An 18077-nucleotide genomic window follows, 5' to 3' on the forward strand; every position below is an offset into this window, starting at 1 on the left:
GGAAGCCTACGCCCTCGCGTACTCCCGGGCCTCCGGCGCCCTACCCACAGCGCGATACGCGCCGACCGAGCCGCCGGCCCCGGCCAACCCGGTCGACCCCGGAGTGCCCGGCGGCCACCGCACCGTCAGCGGCGAGTACGGCCTGAAGTCCGTACGGCTGCCCGGATACGCGGAGCCCGTCGAGATGCGGGCCATGGTCGTCGGACCGACGGGCGCGCCGGGGAAGCGGCCGCTCGCGCTGTTCCTCCACGGCCGTCACAGCACCTGCTACGGCTCCGGCGATGAGGTGACCGGCGACTGGCCCTGCGCCCCGGGCACCCGGCCCATCCCCAGTCACAAGGGCTATCTGCGGGCCCAGCAACTGCTGGCATCCCAGGGCTATGTGACGGTCTCCATCTCCGCCAACGGCATCAACGCCCAGGACCATCTCGCCGAGGACGCCGGAGCACAGGCCCGCTCCTCCCTGGTGCGACAGCACCTGGCCCGCTGGGCCGAGTGGTCCGAGAACCCGGCAGGCGCCCCGTCCGCCGTGCGCGCCGCCTCGCCCGCCGACCTGTCCCGCGTCCTGCTCGTCGGCCACTCCCGGGGCGGCGAGGGCGTCAACCGCGCCGCACTCGACAGCCTGCACCGTCCGCCCGCCGACCAGGACGGACACCAGGGGCCCGTGCGCTGGACCATCCGCGGCAACGTGCTGATCGGGCCCACGATCTTCGGCCAGAACCCGGCCCCCGACGTGCCCTCGATGACCGTGCTGCCCGGCTGCGACGGTGACGTCTCCGACCTGCAGGGCCAGATCTACGTCGACGGCACGCGCGGGGTGGGCAGCGGCGCCGCGCTCCAGAGCGCGGTCTACATGCCCGGTGCCAACCACAACTTCTTCAACAGTGAGTGGACTCCGGGGCAGGCGGAGGCACCCGCCTCCGACGACTTCTTCGAGGACGAGTCGCCCGACCCGGTGTGCTCGCCGGGCACCTCCACCCGGCTGACCGCCACGCAGCAGCAGTCCGCGGGCGCGACCTACATCGCGGCCGCGGCCCAGCTGTTCGTCGCCGGCGACGACCGGGTCCGCCCGCTCCTCGACGGCACCGGCCGGCGCGCGCCCTCGGCCGGGCCCGCGCGCGTCCTCAGCCACGCCGTCGGCGCGCACCGCACCCCCGCGTTCCTGCCCGGCCCCTCGACCGCCGTGACCGGCGGCCGGGTGTGCGCCCAGATCGATCCGGACCCGGACCGGGCCTGCCTGGCTCCCGACGCGAGCGGCCGGTCGCCGCACTTCGCCCACTGGGAGGCATCGCCCGAACCGGGCCGCGACGCCGTCGCGTTCCGCTGGAGGAAGGGGGCCGTCGGTCCTCCGGTGACGGTCCGATCCACCGGTCCCGTCTCGCTCAAGGGCTCCGAGGCGCTGGCGCTGCGCGTCATCCTTCCGCCCAACAGCACCGGCACGCGGATGGACGTCGCACTCGTCGACTCCTCCGGCCGGCGGGCACGCCTCGGCGCGGCCGCCAGGATCGACGGACTCCCCGGCAGCGACCGGACCACGTCCCTCTGGGCCCGTGAACTCCGCTTCCCGCTGGCCGCCGCCGCACGGTCCGGCCTGGACCTGAGCCGGGTCACGACCCTCGAACTGACCCCGCGGGGCGGCACCGGAAGCGCCTGGCTGATGGACGCCTGGGGCTGGCGTCCCGGCACACCGGAGGCCCGGCCGACCGCCATGCCCCGCGTCGACATCGGCCGGCTGACCGTCGACGAGGGCGACTCCGGGGTCCGCACCTTCCGGGTCCCGGTCACCGTCTCGGGCCAGGGCAGCGGCCAGGTCCGCGTGTTCGTCCCCGAGCCGGGCACGGACGAGGTCACGTCCAGGGTCGTGACGGTACGCCCCGGCAGCCAGGACATCGACGTGCCGGTCGAGGTGCGGGGCAACACCCGCTACGGCTACGACCTCACCCAGGACGTGTCCGTGAAGGCGGTACGCGGCGTAGCCGTCGGCGCGCACCGGGGCGGGGTGACCGTACGGAACGACGACGCGACGCCCACCGTGACGCTGACCCCGGTCGAGGCCGACGTCACCGAGGGCCGGCCGCTGACCTGGCGGCTGACCCTGTCCGCGGCCGCCGACGTGGAGCTGGGCGGCTCGCTCGCCCTCCTGCCGGTCGCCGGAGGCGCGGAGCTGTCCACGGCGGACGTCGAACGAAGCTGGCTGGAGGAGCACTTCGGCGAGCCGCCGGCCCGTCCGGTGCCGCTCTCGGACCTGTGGGAGGGCGATGACCCGGCCTTCTCGGTGCGGGTGCCCGCCGGGCAGACGACCGCGGAGGTGAGGATTCCCACGGTCGCGGACGCGGTGCGCGAACCGACCGAGTACCTGCGCAGCAGGCTCATCACGTACGACGCGGACTGGGAACCGCACGAGGGCCCGGAGTTCAAGGGCTCGGTACGGGACGCCGCGTAACGGGGAGCCGGCCCCACGGACCGGACGGCGCGCGCGGAGCCGCGCCCGCCGTCCGGTCCGGAATCTCCGAGATCGGCACGCCCTCTCCGCCGGCCGGCCTGATGCCACGGCTCAATGACCCAGGGGCCCCTGCCCTCGCTCCGTCGATCATGCTGGTGCCGACGACGCCGCCGTACAGCGAGGACCGCCCATGACCGACACCCCGCACTCCTTCCAGCTCCTCCCCGGCGCACCGCACTCCCCGGTGCTCCTCCATGTGCCGCACTCCTCCCGCGAGCTGCCCCCGGACGTCCGCGACGGCATCGCGCTCGGGGACGAGGAGCTCGCGCGCGAGCTGGACCACATCACCGACTCCCACACCGCCGAGATCGCCGCCGTCGCCGCGCGGACCGCGGCCGTCGCGCCCTGGCGGTTCGTCAACCGGCTCTCCCGGCTGGTCGTCGACCCCGAGCGCTTCCCCGACGAGCGTGAGGAGATGCGCGCGGTGGGGATGGGCGCGGTCTACACCCGCACCACGCACCGCGCCGAACTCCGGCCGGACGCGTACGACGCGCGGCCTCTCCTGGACCGGTACTTCACGCCGTACGCCCGGGCCATGACGGCCGCCGTCGAGGAGCGGCTCGCGGCGGCCGGCCGTGCCGTGATCATCGACGTGCACTCGTACCCGACCCGAGCGCTCCCCTACGAGCTGCACGGCGACGGACCGCGCCCCCCGGTCTGCCTCGGCACCGACGCCTTCCACACGCCGCCCGCGCTGGTGGACGCGGCACGGAAGGCGTTCGCGTCGTTCGGCGGGATCGGGACGGACAGCCCCTTCGCCGGAACCTACGTGCCGCTGGACCACCACGGCCGTGATCCGCGCGTCACCGCCCTGATGATCGAGATCCGCCGCGACGTCTACATGACGGAGCCCGGCGGTCCCGCAGGACCCGGCCTCGACGCGCTCGGCACCGCCCTGGCGGCGCTGGTCGAAGAGGCGGGGGCGGCGCGCGGCTGAAATCCCCCACGCGGCGGCCCTCTCCCGCCGATGCTGGTACACATGAACCCCACCCGCTCCCTCCGGCCGCCGACCCGCACGGACAGGCTGCTCGCCGCGCTCGGCGGAGTCCTCTCCGGCTATGTCGCCCTGGCCGTCGCCGACCTCCTCGCCGGCTGGATCCGCCACGAGGCGGGCCCGGTCACCGCCGTCGGCGACGCCGTCGTCGACCGGACCCCGACCGCGGTCGAACAGTGGGCGATCCGTACCTTCGGCCAGAGCGACAAGACCGTTCTCCTGCTGGGCATCCTGCTCCTCCTCGCCCTGATCGCCGCCGCGCTGGGGGTGCTCGCCCTGCGCCGGCGCGGGGCCGCGGCCGCGGGCGTCCTCGGCTTCGGTGTCGTCGGCGCCCTCGCGGCCGTGAGCCGGCCCGACTCCGACTCCGCACTCGACGTCGTGCCCTCGCTCGTCGGGGCGGCGGCCGGAGCCGTCCTGCTGTACGTCCTCATCGGCAGGCTGCTCGCCCCGGGCACCGGGGAGCTGCCGGACGGGGCCGCCCGGACGGACCGCAGGAGCTTCCTCGTCGTCGCCGCCGCCACGGGCCTCGCGGCGACCGGCGCCGCCGCGCTCGGCCGGGCCGCCGGCTCCGTCGCGGGCGAGAGCGCCACGGCCTCCCGCGACGCCCTGCGGCTGCCCCGGCCCGCCTCGCCGGCGCCTGCCGTGCCCCCCGGGGCACAGCTCGACGTCCCGGGCATCGGCCCCTTCATCACCCCCAACAGGGACTTCTACCGGATCGACACCGCGCTCGTCGTTCCCAAGGTCGACGCCGACGGCTGGCGACTGCGGATCCACGGGACCGGCGTGAGCCGTGAACTCTCCCTCACGCTCCCGGAGCTGATGTCGCGCACGGTCCTGGAGCGGGACCTCACCCTGGCCTGCGTCTCCAACGAGGTCGGCGGAGACCTCGTCGGCAACGCCCGCTGGCTGGGTGTACGCCTCGCCGACCTGCTCCGAGAGGCGGGGGTGCGCCCACCCTCCGAAGGCGGGCCTGCCGACCAGCTCGTGGCCCGCTCCGTCGACGGCATGACCATCGGCACCCCCGTCGAGGCCGTGATGGACGGTCGCGACGCCCTGCTCGCCTTCGGCATGAACGGCGTGCCCCTGCCCCTGGAGCACGGCTTCCCGGTCCGCATGATCGTCCCGGGGCTGTACGGATACGTCTCCGCCTGCAAGTGGATCGAGTCCGTCGAGCTGACCACCTTCGACGCCTACGACGCCTACTGGGTCCCGCGCGGCTGGGCGGCGCAGGCACCGGTCAAGACCCAGTCCCGGATCGACACCCCACGGGCGCTCGCCCGGCCCGCCGCGGGCACGGTCATGATCGCCGGGGTGGCCTGGGCCCAGCACCGGGGCATCGCGCGTGTGGAGGTGAGGGTCGACGACGGTCCCTGGGTGGCGGCACGGCTCGGCGCGGAGGACGGCCTGGACACCTGGCGCCAGTGGGTGCACCCCTGGCAGGCCGCTCCCGGCCGTCACACCCTCACGGTCCGGGCCACCGACGGCACGGGCGCGACCCAGCCCGAGGAGCGCACCGACACCATGCCGGACGGAGCCGAGGGGTGGCACTCGGTGGTGGTGACCGTGGAGGAGTCATGAGGCGAGCAGGGCGGGTGCGGGCAGGCGGGAAGGGCCCCCGGGAAAGATCAAAAGTTCGACGGGTTAGCATATGAGCACCACCTAGCTCGAAAGATGAACTCGTGACTGTCAATGACGACTCGTTCACCAGCTGGAAGAACCGCGAGGAGATCGCGGAGTCGATGATCCCGGTCATCGGGAAGTTGCACCGGGAGCGGGACGTCACGGTCCTGGTCCACAGCCGATCCTTGGTGAACAAGTCGGTTGTCAGCATCCTCAAGACCCACCGCTTCGCCCGCCAGATCGCCGGTGAGGAGCTCTCGGTCACCGAGACCCTGCCGTTCCTGCAGGCGCTCACCACGCTCGACCTCGGCCCGTCGCAGATCGACATCGCGCTGCTCGCCGAGGCCTACAAGAGCGACGACCGCGGTCTGTCGGTGGAGGAGTTCACCGCCTCCGCGGTCGCCGGTGCCACCGGGGACAACAAGATCGAGCGCCGTGACGGCCGCGACGTCGTCCTCTACGGCTTCGGCCGCATCGGCCGCCTCGTCGCACGTCTGCTGATCGAGAAGGCCGGCTCCGGCAACGGTCTGCGCCTGCGCGCCATCGTCGTCCGCCGGGGTGGCGACCAGGACATCGTCAAGCGCGCCTCGCTGCTGCGGCGCGACTCGATCCACGGCCAGTTCCAGGGCACCATCACCGTGGATGAGGCGAACAGCACGATCATCGCCAACGGCAACACGATCAAGGTGATCTACGCCAACGACCCGTCCGAGGTCGACTACACGGCGCACGGCATCAAGGACGCCATCCTCATCGACAACACGGGCAAGTGGCGGGACCGCGAGGGCCTCTCCAAGCACCTGCGCCCCGGCATCGACAAGGTCGTCCTGACGGCTCCGGGCAAGGGCGACGTCCCGAACATCGTGCACGGTGTCAACCACGACACGATCAAGCCGGAGGAGCAGATCCTCTCCTGCGCCTCCTGCACCACCAACGCGATCGTCCCGCCGCTGAAGGCGATGGACGACGAGTACGGTGTGCTGCGCGGCCATGTGGAGACCGTCCACTCGTTCACGAACGACCAGAACCTGCTGGACAACTACCACAAGGCCGACCGTCGTGGCCGCTCCGCGCCGCTGAACATGGTCATCACCGAGACCGGTGCCGCCTCCGCGGTCGCCAAGGCGCTGCCGGACCTCAAGGCGCCGATCACCGGCAGCTCGATCCGCGTCCCCGTCCCGGACGTCTCGATCGCCATCCTCAGCCTGCGCCTGGGCCGTGAGACCACCCGCGAGGAGGTCCTCGACCACCTCCGCGACGTCTCGCTGCACTCGCCGCTGAAGCGCCAGATCGACTTCACCACCGCGCCCGACGCCGTCTCCATGGACTTCGTCGGCTCGCGCCACGCCTCGATCGTCGACGCGGGCGCGACGAAGGTCGACGGCGACAACGCGATCCTCTACCTGTGGTACGACAACGAGTTCGGCTACTCGTGCCAGGTCATCCGGGTCGTGCAGCACGTCTCCGGCGTCGAGTACCCGACGTACCCCGCCCCGGCGGTCTGACCGGACGCACCGGCGCGTACGCGCGAAGGCCGAGGCCCCTGCCCTTCCTGGCGGGGGCCTCGGCCTTTCCCGCGCTACGCGGCGTCCCGCCGGACGGTCAGGTCCAGGGTCACGCAGGTGCTGGACGAGTCCTCGGGGGAGGAGCCGTGGACCGTGACCCGGCGGGAACCCGCCCGGCCCTCTCGGCCGAGGCTCCGGTGAGGACCACGGGAAGGGCGCCGGACGTCGCGGCACGGCCGGCGGCCCCCGGCTCAGGAGCCCACCCTGCGCTTGTTCCACACGTCGAAGCCGACCGCCGCGAGCAGCACCAGGCCCTTGATCACCTGCTGCCAGTCCGTACCGATCCCGACGAGGTTCATGCCGTTGTTGAGCACGCCGAGGACCAGGCCGCCGATGATCGCGCCCAGGACCGTGCCCACCCCGCCGCTCATCGACGCGCCGCCGATGAACGAGGCGGCGATCGCCTCCAGTTCGAAGTTGATGCCCGCCTTGGGCGAGGCGGCGTTGAACCGGGCGGCGAAGACCAGACCGGCGAGCGCCGCGAGCACCCCCATGTTCAGGAAGACCAGGAACGTGACCTTCCTGTCCCGCACGCCCGAGAGCTTGGCGGCAGGCAGATTGCCGCCGATCGCGTACACATGGCGACCCACGATCGCGTTCCGCATGACGTAGCCGAAGCCGACCAGGAGCGCCGCCAGGATCAGCAGCACGACCGGCGCTCCCTTGTAGCTGGCGAGCAGCAGGGTGAAGACCAGGACCGTGGCGACCAGCGCCCCCAGCTTCACGGCGAACAGCCCGGCGGGCGCGACCTCCAGGGCGAACTCCCGCTGGCGGCGGCGGTCCCGCACCTCCTGCCATACGACGAAGACCATGAGGGCCAGGCCGAGCAGCAGGGTCAGATTGTGGTAGTCGGTGCTCGGCCCGACCTCCGGCAGGAAGCCGTTCGAGACCGTCTGCAGTCCGTCGGGGAAGGGCCCGATCGTCTGGCCCTTGAGGAAGATCTCGGTGAGACCGCGGAACAGGAGCATCCCGGCCAGGGTGACGATGAACGACGGGATGCCGAGATACGCGATGAAGAACCCCTGCATCGCCCCCGCGGCCCCGCCGAGCAGCAGCACGAGCACCACCGCCAGCGGCCACGCCATCCGGTGTTCGACCATCAGCACGGCGGCCACCGCGCCGACGAAGGCGGTGAGCGAGCCCACCGACAGATCGATATGGCCCGAGATGATGACGATCATCATGCCGATCGCCAGGATCAGGATGTAGCTGTTCTGCAGGACCAGATTGGAGACGTTGCGCGGCAGCAGCAGGTCGCCGCCCGTCCAGACCGCGAACAGGGCCACGATCAGCCCGAGGGCGATCAGCATGCCGTACTGCCGCATGTTGCCGCGCAGTCCGTCGAGGATCAGCCGGCCGACGCCGGGCCGGCTCCCCGCCGGTGGGCCGACCGGCGTCTTCCCCGTGCCGTCGGCCTGGGTCCCGGCCGTGAGATCGGCGCTCATGCGCGCTCCCTCCTGTCCTTCGTCATGTGCCGCATCAGCAGCTCCTGGGTCGCCTCGGCGCGGGACACCTCACCCGTGAGCCGACCCGCCGCCATGGTGTAGACGCGGTCGCACATGCCGAGCAGCTCGGGGAGTTCCGAGGAGATGAAGAGGACCGCCCTGCCTTCGGCGGCCAGCCGGTCGATGACCGTGTAGATCTCGTACTTGGCGCCCACGTCGATCCCCCGGGTCGGCTCGTCCAGGATCAGGACATCGGGACCCGCGAAGATCCACTTGCTGAGGACGACCTTCTGCTGGTTGCCCCCGGAGAGCCGGCCGACGGGCTCGAAGACCGTCGGCGCCTTGATGTTCATCGACCGGCGGAAGCCCTCGGCGACCCGGGTCTCCTCGAGCTCGTCGACGATGCCGCGCCGGGCGACCCTGCGCAGGGCGCTCAGCGAGACGTTGCGGTTGACCGTGTCGATCAGGTTGAGTCCGTAGTGCTTGCGGTCCTCGGTGACGTACGCGATGCCGTGCCCGACCGCCTCGGGGACCGTACGGGTACGGATCTCCACACCGTCCTTGAGGACCGTGCCGCCGCCGTACCGCCCGTAGCTGCGCCCGAACACGCTCATCGCCAGTTCGGTGCGGCCCGCGCCCATCAGACCCGCGACCCCGACGATCTCCCCGCGCCGGACGGTGAGCGAGACGCCGTCGACGACCTTGCGGTGCCGGTCGATCGGATGGTGCACGGTCCAGCCCCGGATCTCCAGGGCCGGCGCCGCGCCCCGCTCCGGCTCGTGCGGGGTGCGTTCGGGGAACCGGTGGTCCAGATCGCGGCCCACCATGCCCCGGATGATCCGCTCCTCGGTGGTCTCGGCTGCCTTCACGTCGAGGGTCTCGATCGACCGGCCGTCCCGCAGGATCGTCACCGAGTCCGCCACCCGGGCGATCTCGCTGAGCTTGTGCGAGATGATGATCGACGTGATGCCCTGCTCCTTCAACTCCTCGATGAGCGCCAGGAGTTTGCCGCTGTCCTCGTCGTTCAGCGCTGCCGTCGGCTCGTCGAGGATCAGCAGCTTCACCTCCTTGGCGAGCGCCTTGGCGATCTCCACCAGCTGCTGCTTGCCGACGCCGATGTCCGCGACCCGGGTCTGCGGATGCTCGTCCAGCCCCACGCGGCGCAGCAGCTCCGCCGCGTGGCGCAGGGTCCGGTCCCAGCTGATCACGCCGCGGGTGGCGTGCTCGTTGCCGAGGAAGATGTTCTCCGCGAGGGAGAGGTACGGCACCAGCGCCAGTTCCTGGTGGATGATGACGATGCCGCGCCTCTCGCTCGCACCGATGTCCCGGAACCGGCAGGGCTCACCCTGGAAGAGCACCTCCCCCTCGTAACTCCCGTGCGGATGAACGCCGCTGAGGATCTTCATCAGTGTCGACTTGCCCGCTCCGTTCTCCCCGCAGATGGCGTGGACCTCGCCCGCCCGGACGGTCAGGGAGACGTCCGACAGTGCCGTCACGCCGGGAAACGTCTTGATGATCGAGCGCATGTCCAGGACGGGTCCCGCCATGGCACACCCACCCCTCTCCGGTCGAGGTCTAGTTGAGGTCGCTCGCCTTGATGTAGCCGGAATCGACCAGCACGGCCTGGTAGTTGTGCCTGTCGACGCTCACCGGGTCGAGCAGGAAGGCCGGGACGACCTTCTTCTCGTTGTCGTACGTCGTCGTGTCGTTGACCTCCGGCTTCATGCCCTCGAAGAGCGCGTTGACCATCTGCGCGGCGACCCTGGCCAGTTCGCGCGTGTCTTTGTAGACGGTCTGCGTCTGCTCGCCCGCGATGATCGACTTCACGGAGGCGACCTCGGCGTCCTGCCCGGTCACGACGGGGAGCGGCTTGCTCGCGCTGCCGTAGTCGTCGGACTTGAGGGCGGACAGGATGCCGATGGAGATGCCGTCGTACGGCGAGAGGACCGCGTCCACCCGCTCCTTCGCGTACGAGGAGGTGAGCAGGTCGTCCATGCGCTTCTGCGCCTGGCCGCCGTCCCAGCGCAATGTCGTCACCTGGTTGAGCCTGGTCTGGCCTGACCTGACGACCAGCTGCTTCCTGTCGATGTACGGCTGGAGGACGTTCATGGCGCCCTGGAAGAAGTAACGGGTGTTGTTGTCGTCGTTGGAGCCGGCGAACAGCTCGATGTTGAACGGGCCCTTCTCGCCACCGTCCTTCAGGCCCAGCTTCTCGACGAGGTAGCCGCCCTGGAGCTCGCCGACCTTCTCGTTGTCGAAGGAGGCGTAGTAGTCGACGTTCGGCGAGCCGAGGATCAGCCGGTCGTAGGAGATCACCGGGATCTTGGCGTCCGCCGCCTGCCGGAGCACGTTGGCGAGGGCCCGGCCGTCGATGGCCGCGACGACGAGGGCGTCGACGCCCTGGGTGATCATGTTCTCGATCTGCGCGACCTGTTGGTCCGGGTCGTCCTCGCCGTACTGCAGGGAGGTCTTGTACCCGTACTGCTCCAGGCTGCTCACCATGTTCCTGCCGTCGGCGATCCAGCGCTCGGAGGACTTGGTGGGCATCGCGATGCCCACGGTCAGCTCCTCGGCGCCCTTCTCCTCCTTGGCACCGCCCGCTCCGCTCTGGCCGCAGGCGGAGAGGACGACGGCGAGGGCGGTCGCGAGGACGGTGGCGGAGGCGGCGCTGCGGTTACGCATGGCATCAGTCCTTGTCGGTGGGGTGGATCGGGTCGGGGAAGCGGTTCAGCGGGCCGGGCAGCCGCGAGCCGAGCGGGGACATCCCGCCGTCCGCGCCGTGCCGGGCCAGCAGATCGAGGGCGAGCCGGCCACGGCGGACCCGCTCGCGGGTGGTGGCGAGCACGGTCTCGCGCAGATGCAGGCCGGAGGGGTAGAGCGAAGGCGCCTTCGACAGGCCGAACTTGAGATAGAGCGGGGCGCCGCGGCGGATGAGCTCGGCGACCTCGTACATCCGGACGTAGCCGCCCAGGTCGTCGGGCGCCTCGATGTACATGTCCATCGGCGCGGCGCTCACCCGCCGGATCTCGGTGAGATGGGCGAGGGGCAGATCGCTCGGCACGTTCACCGAGTCGGCGCCCAGGCGCTCGTGGACGGCGTACGCGGCGGGGTTCACGGGGCCGATCAGCGCGGAGACCTTCAGTGTGGTGTCGGCGGGGATCAGGCCGTGACACCGGGCCCGGTGCAGCGTCCACAGCACGCCCTCGTCGGCCACCAGCAGGCATCGGACGCCCAGTTCGGTGGCGCGGACGGCGTCCTCCACACAGCCGGCGACCGCGTCCTGGCCACGGGCGCGCAGGCCTCCGCCCCGGGAGTCGCTGCGGACGGAGCCGCCGATGTCCCAGGTGCCGCGGGGGCCGGTGAACAGGCAGAGTTCGACGAAGCGTTCGGCGGCGGACCGGACCATCACGGTGATCTCGTCGTCCGTCAGCATCCAGACGCCGCTGCCCTGGCTGACCCGGTGGACCGGGACGTCGAGCCGCGCGGACTCCTCCAGGACCGCCTCCAACGCCTCGGGCCCTTCCACGGACGGCACCTCGGTCCGCCAGGTGCCGCCGTCCGGGAAGGCGTGCGGAGAGGTGTCGGCGGGGGAGAGGGCGGGGGAGCCGAGCCCGAGGGCGGAGAGGGCGTGTTCACCGGGCCTGCGGGGCGGGGGAGGCGGAGCGTCGGTCACGAGCGATCCTCCGTGTTCGGTATGTCGGACATGGTTCGGGAGTGTGGGTACGGGTGGGCCGGCACAGGACCGGGGACAGACGGGTGCTCGGGCGCTGGGCGGGGGCGGGGCTGCCCGGGCGTCAGGGACGTAGCAGCACCTTCCCGACCTTGGGGTCACCGGAGCCCACCAGCTCCATCGCCTGCGGGAACGCCCCGAGCGGCAGCTCGTGCGTCACCAGTGCGGCGAGGTCGAGCAGGCCCGCCCCGAAGGCGCGTACGGCATGGGCCCAGGCGGCGGGCGGCGCGCCGAAGACCGTGTGCAGGGTCAGCCGCCGGGTGACCAGCTCCGCGGGATCGAGACCGGTCGCACCGGGGGCCGGAATGCCCGTGAGGACCACCCGGCCGCCCCTGCGGGCGAGGTCGACGGAGGTACGGGCGGAGCCGGGGGAGCCGGCGGTCTCCAGCACCAGATCGCACCGGCCCTCCATTCCCTCGGCCGTCCGGACGGCCGAGGTGGCACCCAACTCCCGTGCCAGTTCGGCCCGTTCGCGCCGGGGCTCCACGACGTACACGGCGGCGGGCGACGAGGCCGCCAGCAGCTGGACGGCGATCAGTCCCAGCGTCCCCGCGCCGACCACGGCGACGCGTTCACCGGGCCGTGGTGCCGCCGCGAGCGTCGCGGCCGCCACGCAGGCGGCCGGCTCCAGCAGAGCCGCCGCCGTCAGATCGGCGTCGTCCAGGAGCGTGTGCAGAAGCCGGGCCGGAAGCGTCAGCGTGGGCGCCATAGCGCCCGGCCGGGTGAAGCCGGTCTCGTCGTACCCGGCCGTACAGAGCGTGCTGTCGCCCGTATGGCAACGTTCGCACAGCAGGCACGAGCGGAACCCCTCGCCGACCACCTTCCTGCCGACGAGGTCCTCCGGAACGCCCTCGCCGACCTCGGCCACCGTGCCCGACCACTCGTGGCCGGGCGTGAGCGGGTACCGAACGAATCCCTCGGGCCGGGTGCCCCGGTACACCTCGCGGTCGCTGCCGCAGACGCCGCTCGCGTACACCCGTACCAGCGCCTCGCCGGGGCCGGGCGGGAACCGCTCGTGCACGACGAGGCGGTGCCGCCCCGGTGCGTCGACGACGACCGCGAGGCCGGGGCCGTCCGGCGCGCGGCTCACGCCCCGCCGCCCCGCGTCGCGGGAGCGCGCCGCTCCCAGCCGTCCGCCCACAGGTCGAAGCGGGCCTGCTGCTGCGGGAACTCGGCCGCCGCGTCCGTGTCGAGCTCGACACCGAGACCCGGCGCGTCCGAGCGGTGGAAGTAGCCGTCCACCACCTGGGGCGCGCCCTTGACCACCTTCTTGATCTCCGCGTCCGCGAAGTCGTTGAAGTGCTCCAGGATCTTGAAGTTCGGTGCGGTGAAGCCCACCTGGAGGGAGGCGGCGGTGAGCACCGGGCCGCCCACGTTGTGCGGTGCCACCATCATGTAGTGCGTCTCCGCGGTCGCGGCCAGCTTCCGGGTCTCCCAGATACCGCCGAGGTGGCCGACGTCCGGCTGGAGGATGTCGACGGCCTGGCTCTCGAACAGCTCGCGGAACTCGATCCGGTCGTGGATCCGTTCACCCGTCGCGATCGGGAGGTCCACCTTGGCCGCCACCTTCTCCAGCGCCTTCAGGTTCTCCGGCGGGACCGGCTCCTCCAGCCAGGCCGGGCGGAACGGCGCCATCTCCCGGGCCAGCCTGATCGCCGTGGCCGGTGAGAAGCGCCCGTGCATCTCCAGCATGAGTTCGGCGTCCGGCCCGACGGCGTCCCGCACCGCCTCGATCAGCGAGACCGCGTACAGCGTGTCCTGGTGCGAAAGTTCGAGGTGCCCGGTGCCGAACGGGTCGATCTTCAGGGCCTGGTAGCCCCGCTCGACCACCGCGCGGGCCGCCTTGTGGTACGCCTCGGGCGTCCGCTCGGTGGTGTACCAGCCGTTGGCGTACGCCTTCACCCGGTCGGTCACCTTTCCGCCGAGCAGCTGCCAGACCGGCACCCCGATCGCCTTGCCCTTGATGTCCCAGCAGGCCGTCTCGACCACCGCGATGCCCGACATCACGATCTCGCCCGCCCGTCCGAAGTCCCCGTACTTCATCCGGCGGACCAGGTCCTCGATCGCGAACGGGTCGGAGCCGGCGATGTGGTTGGCCTCCGCCTCGCGGAGGTAGCCGAGCAGCGCGTCGGTGTGGCCGAGCATGCGGGTCTCGCCCACGCCCGTCAGCCCCTCGTCGGTGTGGACGAGCACATAGGCGAGGTTGCGCCAGGGAGTTCCGACGACATGAGTGCTGATTCCCGTGATACGCACGGCAGTTGCCCCTCGTTCTCGTTCGAGATTTCGTCACACGTTCGAAATGTAGGCGTGACCGTAGGGGCTGGTCGGGGGCGTGTCAACGGATCGCACGGCCCATTGCCGGACGAAGAGGCCTGTGGTTAGCCTGTGTTCGCGATACCGGTCGTCGGCCGGAATACCGAACGCGGCCGGACATGAGGGATGTGGGGGAGCGACGATGGGACGACAGGTTCCCGCGGTGGGCAGAGCGCTGGACATACTGGAGCTGTTCCTGACGGGCGACGAGACGCTCTCCGCTCCGGACGTCGTCCGCAGGCTCGGCCTCCCGCGCACCACCGTGCACGAACTGCTCACCACGCTGGCGGCCCGCAACTACCTCGTGCCCGCCCCCGACCAGCCGGGACGCTACCGCCTCGGTGTCCGCACCTACCAGCTCGGCAGCCGCTACGCGGAGCAGCTCGATCTCGCGGCCGAGGGCCGTCAGGTGGCCTGCGAGGTCGCCGCGATCTGCGACGAGACCGTCCATGTGGCGCTCCTGGAGGACACCGACGTCATCTACGTCGCCAAGGTGGACTCCACCCACGCGGTCCGCATGGTCTCCGCCGCGGGCCGCAGACTCCCCGCGCACTGCACCGCGGTCGGCAAGATGCTGCTCGCCTCGCTGCCACCGGCCGAGCTGGAGAGCCGTATCGACGGGCGGGAGCTGGTCGCGATGACGCCGAACAGCATCACGGGCCACGACGCCCTGCGCGCCGCCCTCGCCGAGATCCGCGAGCGGGGCGTCGCCGTCGAACAACGGGAGTCCAACCCGGACGTGAGCTGTGTCGCCGCACCCGTCCGCGACAGCTCCGGCCGGGTCGTCGCGGCGCTCTCCGTCTCCGTGCCCGTGATCCGCTGGAGCGAGGACCGGGAGCGGGTGCTCGCCGAACTGGCCGCCAAGGGCGCCGCCGACCTCTCCGAACGGCTCGGTCACCGGGGCTCGCGATGAGCGCGGACCTCGCGGTCGCGGTCCGCACGAAGGCCGCCTTGGGCGAGGGCCCCACCTGGGACGCGACCGCGCAACGGCTGATCTGGGTCGACATCCTCGGCGCGCGCGTCCACACCTACGCACCGGCGACCGGCCGGCGCACGGTCATGGCCACCGGGCAGCACGTCGGCGCGGCGAAGCCCTGCGCGGACGGCGGCCTCGTGGTCAACCTCCGTGACGGCATAGGGCGTTACGACGGGAAGGGTGCCTTCAGCTGGCTTCTGCATGACCCCGTGCCCGGCCGACGCGGAAACGACGCCGCCGTGGCCCCGGACGGGGCGCTGTGGGCGGGCACCATGCGGTACGACGAAGCGCCCGGCGGTGGCAACCTGGTACGCCTCGCCCCCGACGGCACCGCGCAGGAGACGCTCTCCGGGGTGACGGTCAGCAACGGCATCGGCTGGAGCCCGGACGGCTCCCTCATGTACTACGTCGACAGCCCCACGCGCCGCATCGACGTCTGCCCCGTAGGCGCCGAACTCGCCACCCGCCGATGCCCGTTCGTGACTGTCGAGCCCGGCGCGGGCTACCCCGACGGGCTCACGGTCGACGCGGACGGCTGCGTGTGGGTCGCTCTCTGGGGCGGCGCCCGGCTCCGCCGCTACACCCCGCGCGGCGACCTGGACCGTGTCGTCCCCCTCCCTGTGGCGCGCCCCACGGCCTGCGCCTTCGGGGGCGCCGACCTCCGCGACCTGTACATCACCACGGCCCGCACCGGCGTCGCCCACCCCCACCCGTCGGCCGGGTCGCTGCTGGTCCTGCGCAACGCGGGCCAGGGCCTCCCGGGCACCGCCTTCGGAGGCTGAGGACACCGGCGAGGAGGGCCTCGGCCCTTCGTCCGCGGCGGCGGACTCACCGGCGCCGGGGTACGTCCCGCTCCGCGGTGGCCGCCTCGCGGTGTGCCCCGCGGGCCGCCCTCGCCGCCTCCTTCGCCGCCCTGCGGGCCGCCCGCTGTGCCGACTTCGCGTCGCGCAGCCGTTCCTCGAGTGCGGCCACGTCGTCGTCCGCCTCGGCCGCACGGGCCTCCGCCGCCTGGAGTTCCTCGTCCCTGCGGCGCGCTTCGGCGACCGCGGCCTCCGCCTTCTCCGCCGCCTTCCGAGCCGCTTGCTCCGCCGCCTTCTTCTCCGCCTCCGCCTTCTCCGCCGCAGCCTCGTCGTCCGCGGCGCGGTCGCGGTCGCAGGCGGGCCCGGGGCGGCGCTGGGTCTCGGGGCGGGCCGGGAGGGGCTCGGGGGCGATCGCACCGAAGCCGACCGGGGCCTGAGGGGGTTTCACCAGTCGGCCCGACGACCACTCCGCCGCGATGTCGGGGTCGGCGAGCACCGCGCGGAAGAGCTGCTCGACCTCCTGGCGGACCGAGGCGCTCAGCGGATGGCCCGCCCCCTCCGCGACCGCCGCCGCCTCCCGGACCTCGGCGGCGAGCACCTTGTTCCGCACACCCCCGGCCTCGCGCATCCTCGTCGCGTCCAGCAGGCGGGTGGCCTCCCGTAGCGTCTCGCCGAGCGCGAGCAGCCGCCGGACGTCCTCGGGCCGTTCCCGTACGAACCGGTTCGAGGCCCAGGCGGCCAGCGTCGGGCGGCGCAGAGCGGCGATCCGCTTCGCGTCGGCCGCGTTCCCGGCCCTCCGCGCCTCGGCCGTCCGCGCGTCACGGGCCGCCACGAACTCGTCCGGTGCCATGCCGTACAGCTCGTCGAAGACCTGCTCGACGTCCACGACCTCACTCCTTCCCGACCGGGGCCGCCGCCCCCGGCTCGCCCTCGGCGGCCTCCCGGGCGTCCCGTAGCTCGGTGTAGACCGACCAGACCACCGACACCAGCGGTACCGCCACCACGGCCCCCACGACTCCCGCGGCGATCGCCCCCGCGATCACCGAGATCGCCACCACCAGCGGGTGCAGCCGTACGGCCCAGCTCATCACGAGCGGATGCAGCAGATGTCCCTCGATCTGCCCGATGACCACGATCAGGGCGACCACGATCGCCGCCACCCAGGGGCCCTGCGAGGCGAGCGCCACGACGGCGGCGACCGCCAGCGCGATCGGGGAGCCGATCAGCGGGACGAAGGCGGCCGTGAACTCCAGGAGAGCCAGTGGGACGGCCAGCGGAACGCCGAGCAGCCAGAGGGCGAGACCGACGAGGACCGCGTTCACCGCGGCCACCAGGACGATGCCGTGGGTGTAGCCGGTGAACGTACGCCAGGCCGCCCGGCCGCCGATGTCCATGCGCACGCGCACCGAACCGGGCAGCTGCTCCCTCAGCCACGCCCACTGCCGGTCACCCGAGTGGATGAAGAAGACCGAACAGAACAGCGCGAGCGCCAGCGTGGTCAGGACCGCCACCAGCCGGTGCGCCCCGCTCATCGCCTCGCTGACCAGCGTCGAGCGATGGCTGGACAGGAACTGGCCGATCCTGCCCTGGACGTCCGAGAGCGCCTCCGGGTTCAGCCGGAACGGCGGCCGCTCCAACCAGTCCTCGATCCGGTCGATACCCTCCCGGAACTCCCGTACCAGGGTGGTCCGGTCATGCTCCACCGCCTCGCCGACCAGCGCGAGGATCCCCAGGACCAGCGCGATGCTGCCGAGGACCGTGACGGTCACCGCCAGCGACCGGGGCAGCCCCTTGGCGACCAGGTCGGCCACCGGGCGCAGCAGCGCGGTGACCACCAGGCCCAGGAACACCGCCACCCCGATCTCGTGGAAGCGCCCGAGGACGGCGAAGAGGCTGTAGATCACCGCCCCGACGACCAGCAGCCGCCACGCGTACGCGGCGGCGGTACGGAGGAACGGGATCACCTGCGGCGGACTGCCTTGCTGCATGGCCAACGACGTACCACCCCGGGCCGTGCGGGCCACGCCCGATGCCCGGTATTCGGCCGACCGGGCTCAGGAGGGGCGCGTACAGGGTGAACCCGGGGCCGGGGGCGGTGTCGGCGCCGGGACGCCGAGCGGGGCCGGTGAGG

At 72.2% G+C, this 18077-nt stretch carries 14 protein-coding genes; 6 read left to right on the forward strand and 8 right to left on the reverse strand.

Annotated features, from left to right (window positions below):
• The 4 genes from ACFUJR_RS00520 to ACFUJR_RS00535 all read left to right on the forward strand — a co-directional run.
• A partial coding sequence (locus ACFUJR_RS00520) for a hypothetical protein (RefSeq protein ID WP_383450163.1) occupies positions 1-2443 on the forward strand: 2443 nt, incomplete at its 5' end.
• 190 nt (positions 2444-2633) lie between these two features.
• Positions 2634-3440: an N-formylglutamate amidohydrolase gene (locus ACFUJR_RS00525; RefSeq protein WP_383165737.1), complete on the forward strand. Its 807-nt coding sequence runs from the start codon at positions 2634-2636 to the stop codon at positions 3438-3440.
• Positions 3441-3482: 42 nt separating this feature from the next.
• Positions 3483-5075: a molybdopterin-dependent oxidoreductase gene (locus ACFUJR_RS00530; RefSeq protein ID WP_383165734.1), complete on the forward strand. Its 1593-nt coding sequence runs from the start codon at positions 3483-3485 to the stop codon at positions 5073-5075.
• A 101-nt stretch (positions 5076-5176) separates the two neighbouring features.
• Complete coding sequence (locus tag ACFUJR_RS00535) at positions 5177-6622, forward strand: glyceraldehyde-3-phosphate dehydrogenase (RefSeq protein ID WP_383165731.1); 1446 nt, start codon at positions 5177-5179, stop codon at positions 6620-6622.
• A 251-nt stretch (positions 6623-6873) separates the two neighbouring features.
• Here the strand turns inward: ACFUJR_RS00535 and mmsB are convergent, their stop codons facing one another.
• The 6 genes from mmsB to ACFUJR_RS00565 form a co-directional block, all read right to left on the reverse strand.
• Positions 6874-8127 (reverse strand): multiple monosaccharide ABC transporter permease, encoded by a 1254-nt coding sequence (gene mmsB / locus ACFUJR_RS00540; protein ID WP_383165727.1) that lies wholly within the window; start codon positions 8125-8127, stop codon positions 6874-6876.
• Complete coding sequence (gene mmsA, locus ACFUJR_RS00545) at positions 8124-9674, reverse strand: multiple monosaccharide ABC transporter ATP-binding protein (protein ID WP_383165724.1); 1551 nt, start codon at positions 9672-9674, stop codon at positions 8124-8126. The genes mmsB and mmsA overlap by 4 nt, the downstream gene beginning before the upstream one ends.
• Positions 9675-9702: 28 nt before the next feature.
• Positions 9703-10809: a multiple monosaccharide ABC transporter substrate-binding protein gene (chvE, locus tag ACFUJR_RS00550; protein WP_383165721.1), complete on the reverse strand. Its 1107-nt coding sequence runs from the start codon at positions 10807-10809 to the stop codon at positions 9703-9705.
• A gap of 4 nt (positions 10810-10813) precedes the next feature.
• Positions 10814-11800 carry a hypothetical protein gene (locus ACFUJR_RS00555; RefSeq protein WP_383165718.1) on the reverse strand — a complete coding sequence of 329 codons (987 nt, stop codon included), beginning with the start codon at positions 11798-11800 and terminating at the stop codon, positions 10814-10816.
• Positions 11801-11921: 121 nt separating this feature from the next.
• Positions 11922-12947 (reverse strand): zinc-binding dehydrogenase, encoded by a 1026-nt coding sequence (locus ACFUJR_RS00560; RefSeq protein ID WP_383165715.1) that lies wholly within the window; start codon positions 12945-12947, stop codon positions 11922-11924.
• On the reverse strand, positions 12944-14110 hold the full coding sequence (locus tag ACFUJR_RS00565; protein ID WP_383165712.1) for a mandelate racemase/muconate lactonizing enzyme family protein: 1167 nt from the start codon (positions 14108-14110) through the stop codon (positions 12944-12946). The genes ACFUJR_RS00560 and ACFUJR_RS00565 overlap by 4 nt, the downstream gene beginning before the upstream one ends.
• Before the next feature lie 202 nt (positions 14111-14312).
• On the opposite strand from ACFUJR_RS00565, the gene ACFUJR_RS00570 reads away from it, so the two are divergent.
• Together ACFUJR_RS00570 and ACFUJR_RS00575 are read left to right on the forward strand one after the other, a co-directional pair.
• A complete protein-coding gene (locus ACFUJR_RS00570) occupies positions 14313-15083 on the forward strand; it encodes an IclR family transcriptional regulator (RefSeq protein WP_383165709.1) in 771 nt (256 codons plus the stop codon).
• A complete protein-coding gene (locus tag ACFUJR_RS00575) occupies positions 15080-15928 on the forward strand; it encodes an SMP-30/gluconolactonase/LRE family protein (RefSeq protein WP_383165706.1) in 849 nt (282 codons plus the stop codon). The genes ACFUJR_RS00570 and ACFUJR_RS00575 overlap by 4 nt, the downstream gene beginning before the upstream one ends.
• A gap of 46 nt (positions 15929-15974) precedes the next feature.
• Here ACFUJR_RS00575 and ACFUJR_RS00580 read toward each other — a convergent pair whose 3' ends face one another.
• Positions 15975-16832, reverse strand: a complete 858-nt coding sequence (locus tag ACFUJR_RS00580; RefSeq protein ID WP_383165703.1) for a hypothetical protein — start codon at positions 16830-16832, stop codon at positions 15975-15977.
• Between the two features lie 4 nt (positions 16833-16836).
• Positions 16837-17934, reverse strand: a complete 1098-nt coding sequence (locus ACFUJR_RS00585; RefSeq protein ID WP_383165700.1) for an AI-2E family transporter — start codon at positions 17932-17934, stop codon at positions 16837-16839.
• Between the last annotated feature and the right edge of the window lie 143 nt (positions 17935-18077).

Origin of the sequence: Streptomyces sp. NPDC057271, assembly GCF_042668715.1 — a bacterium.
Lineage (GTDB): Bacteria > Actinomycetota > Actinomycetes > Streptomycetales > Streptomycetaceae > Streptomyces.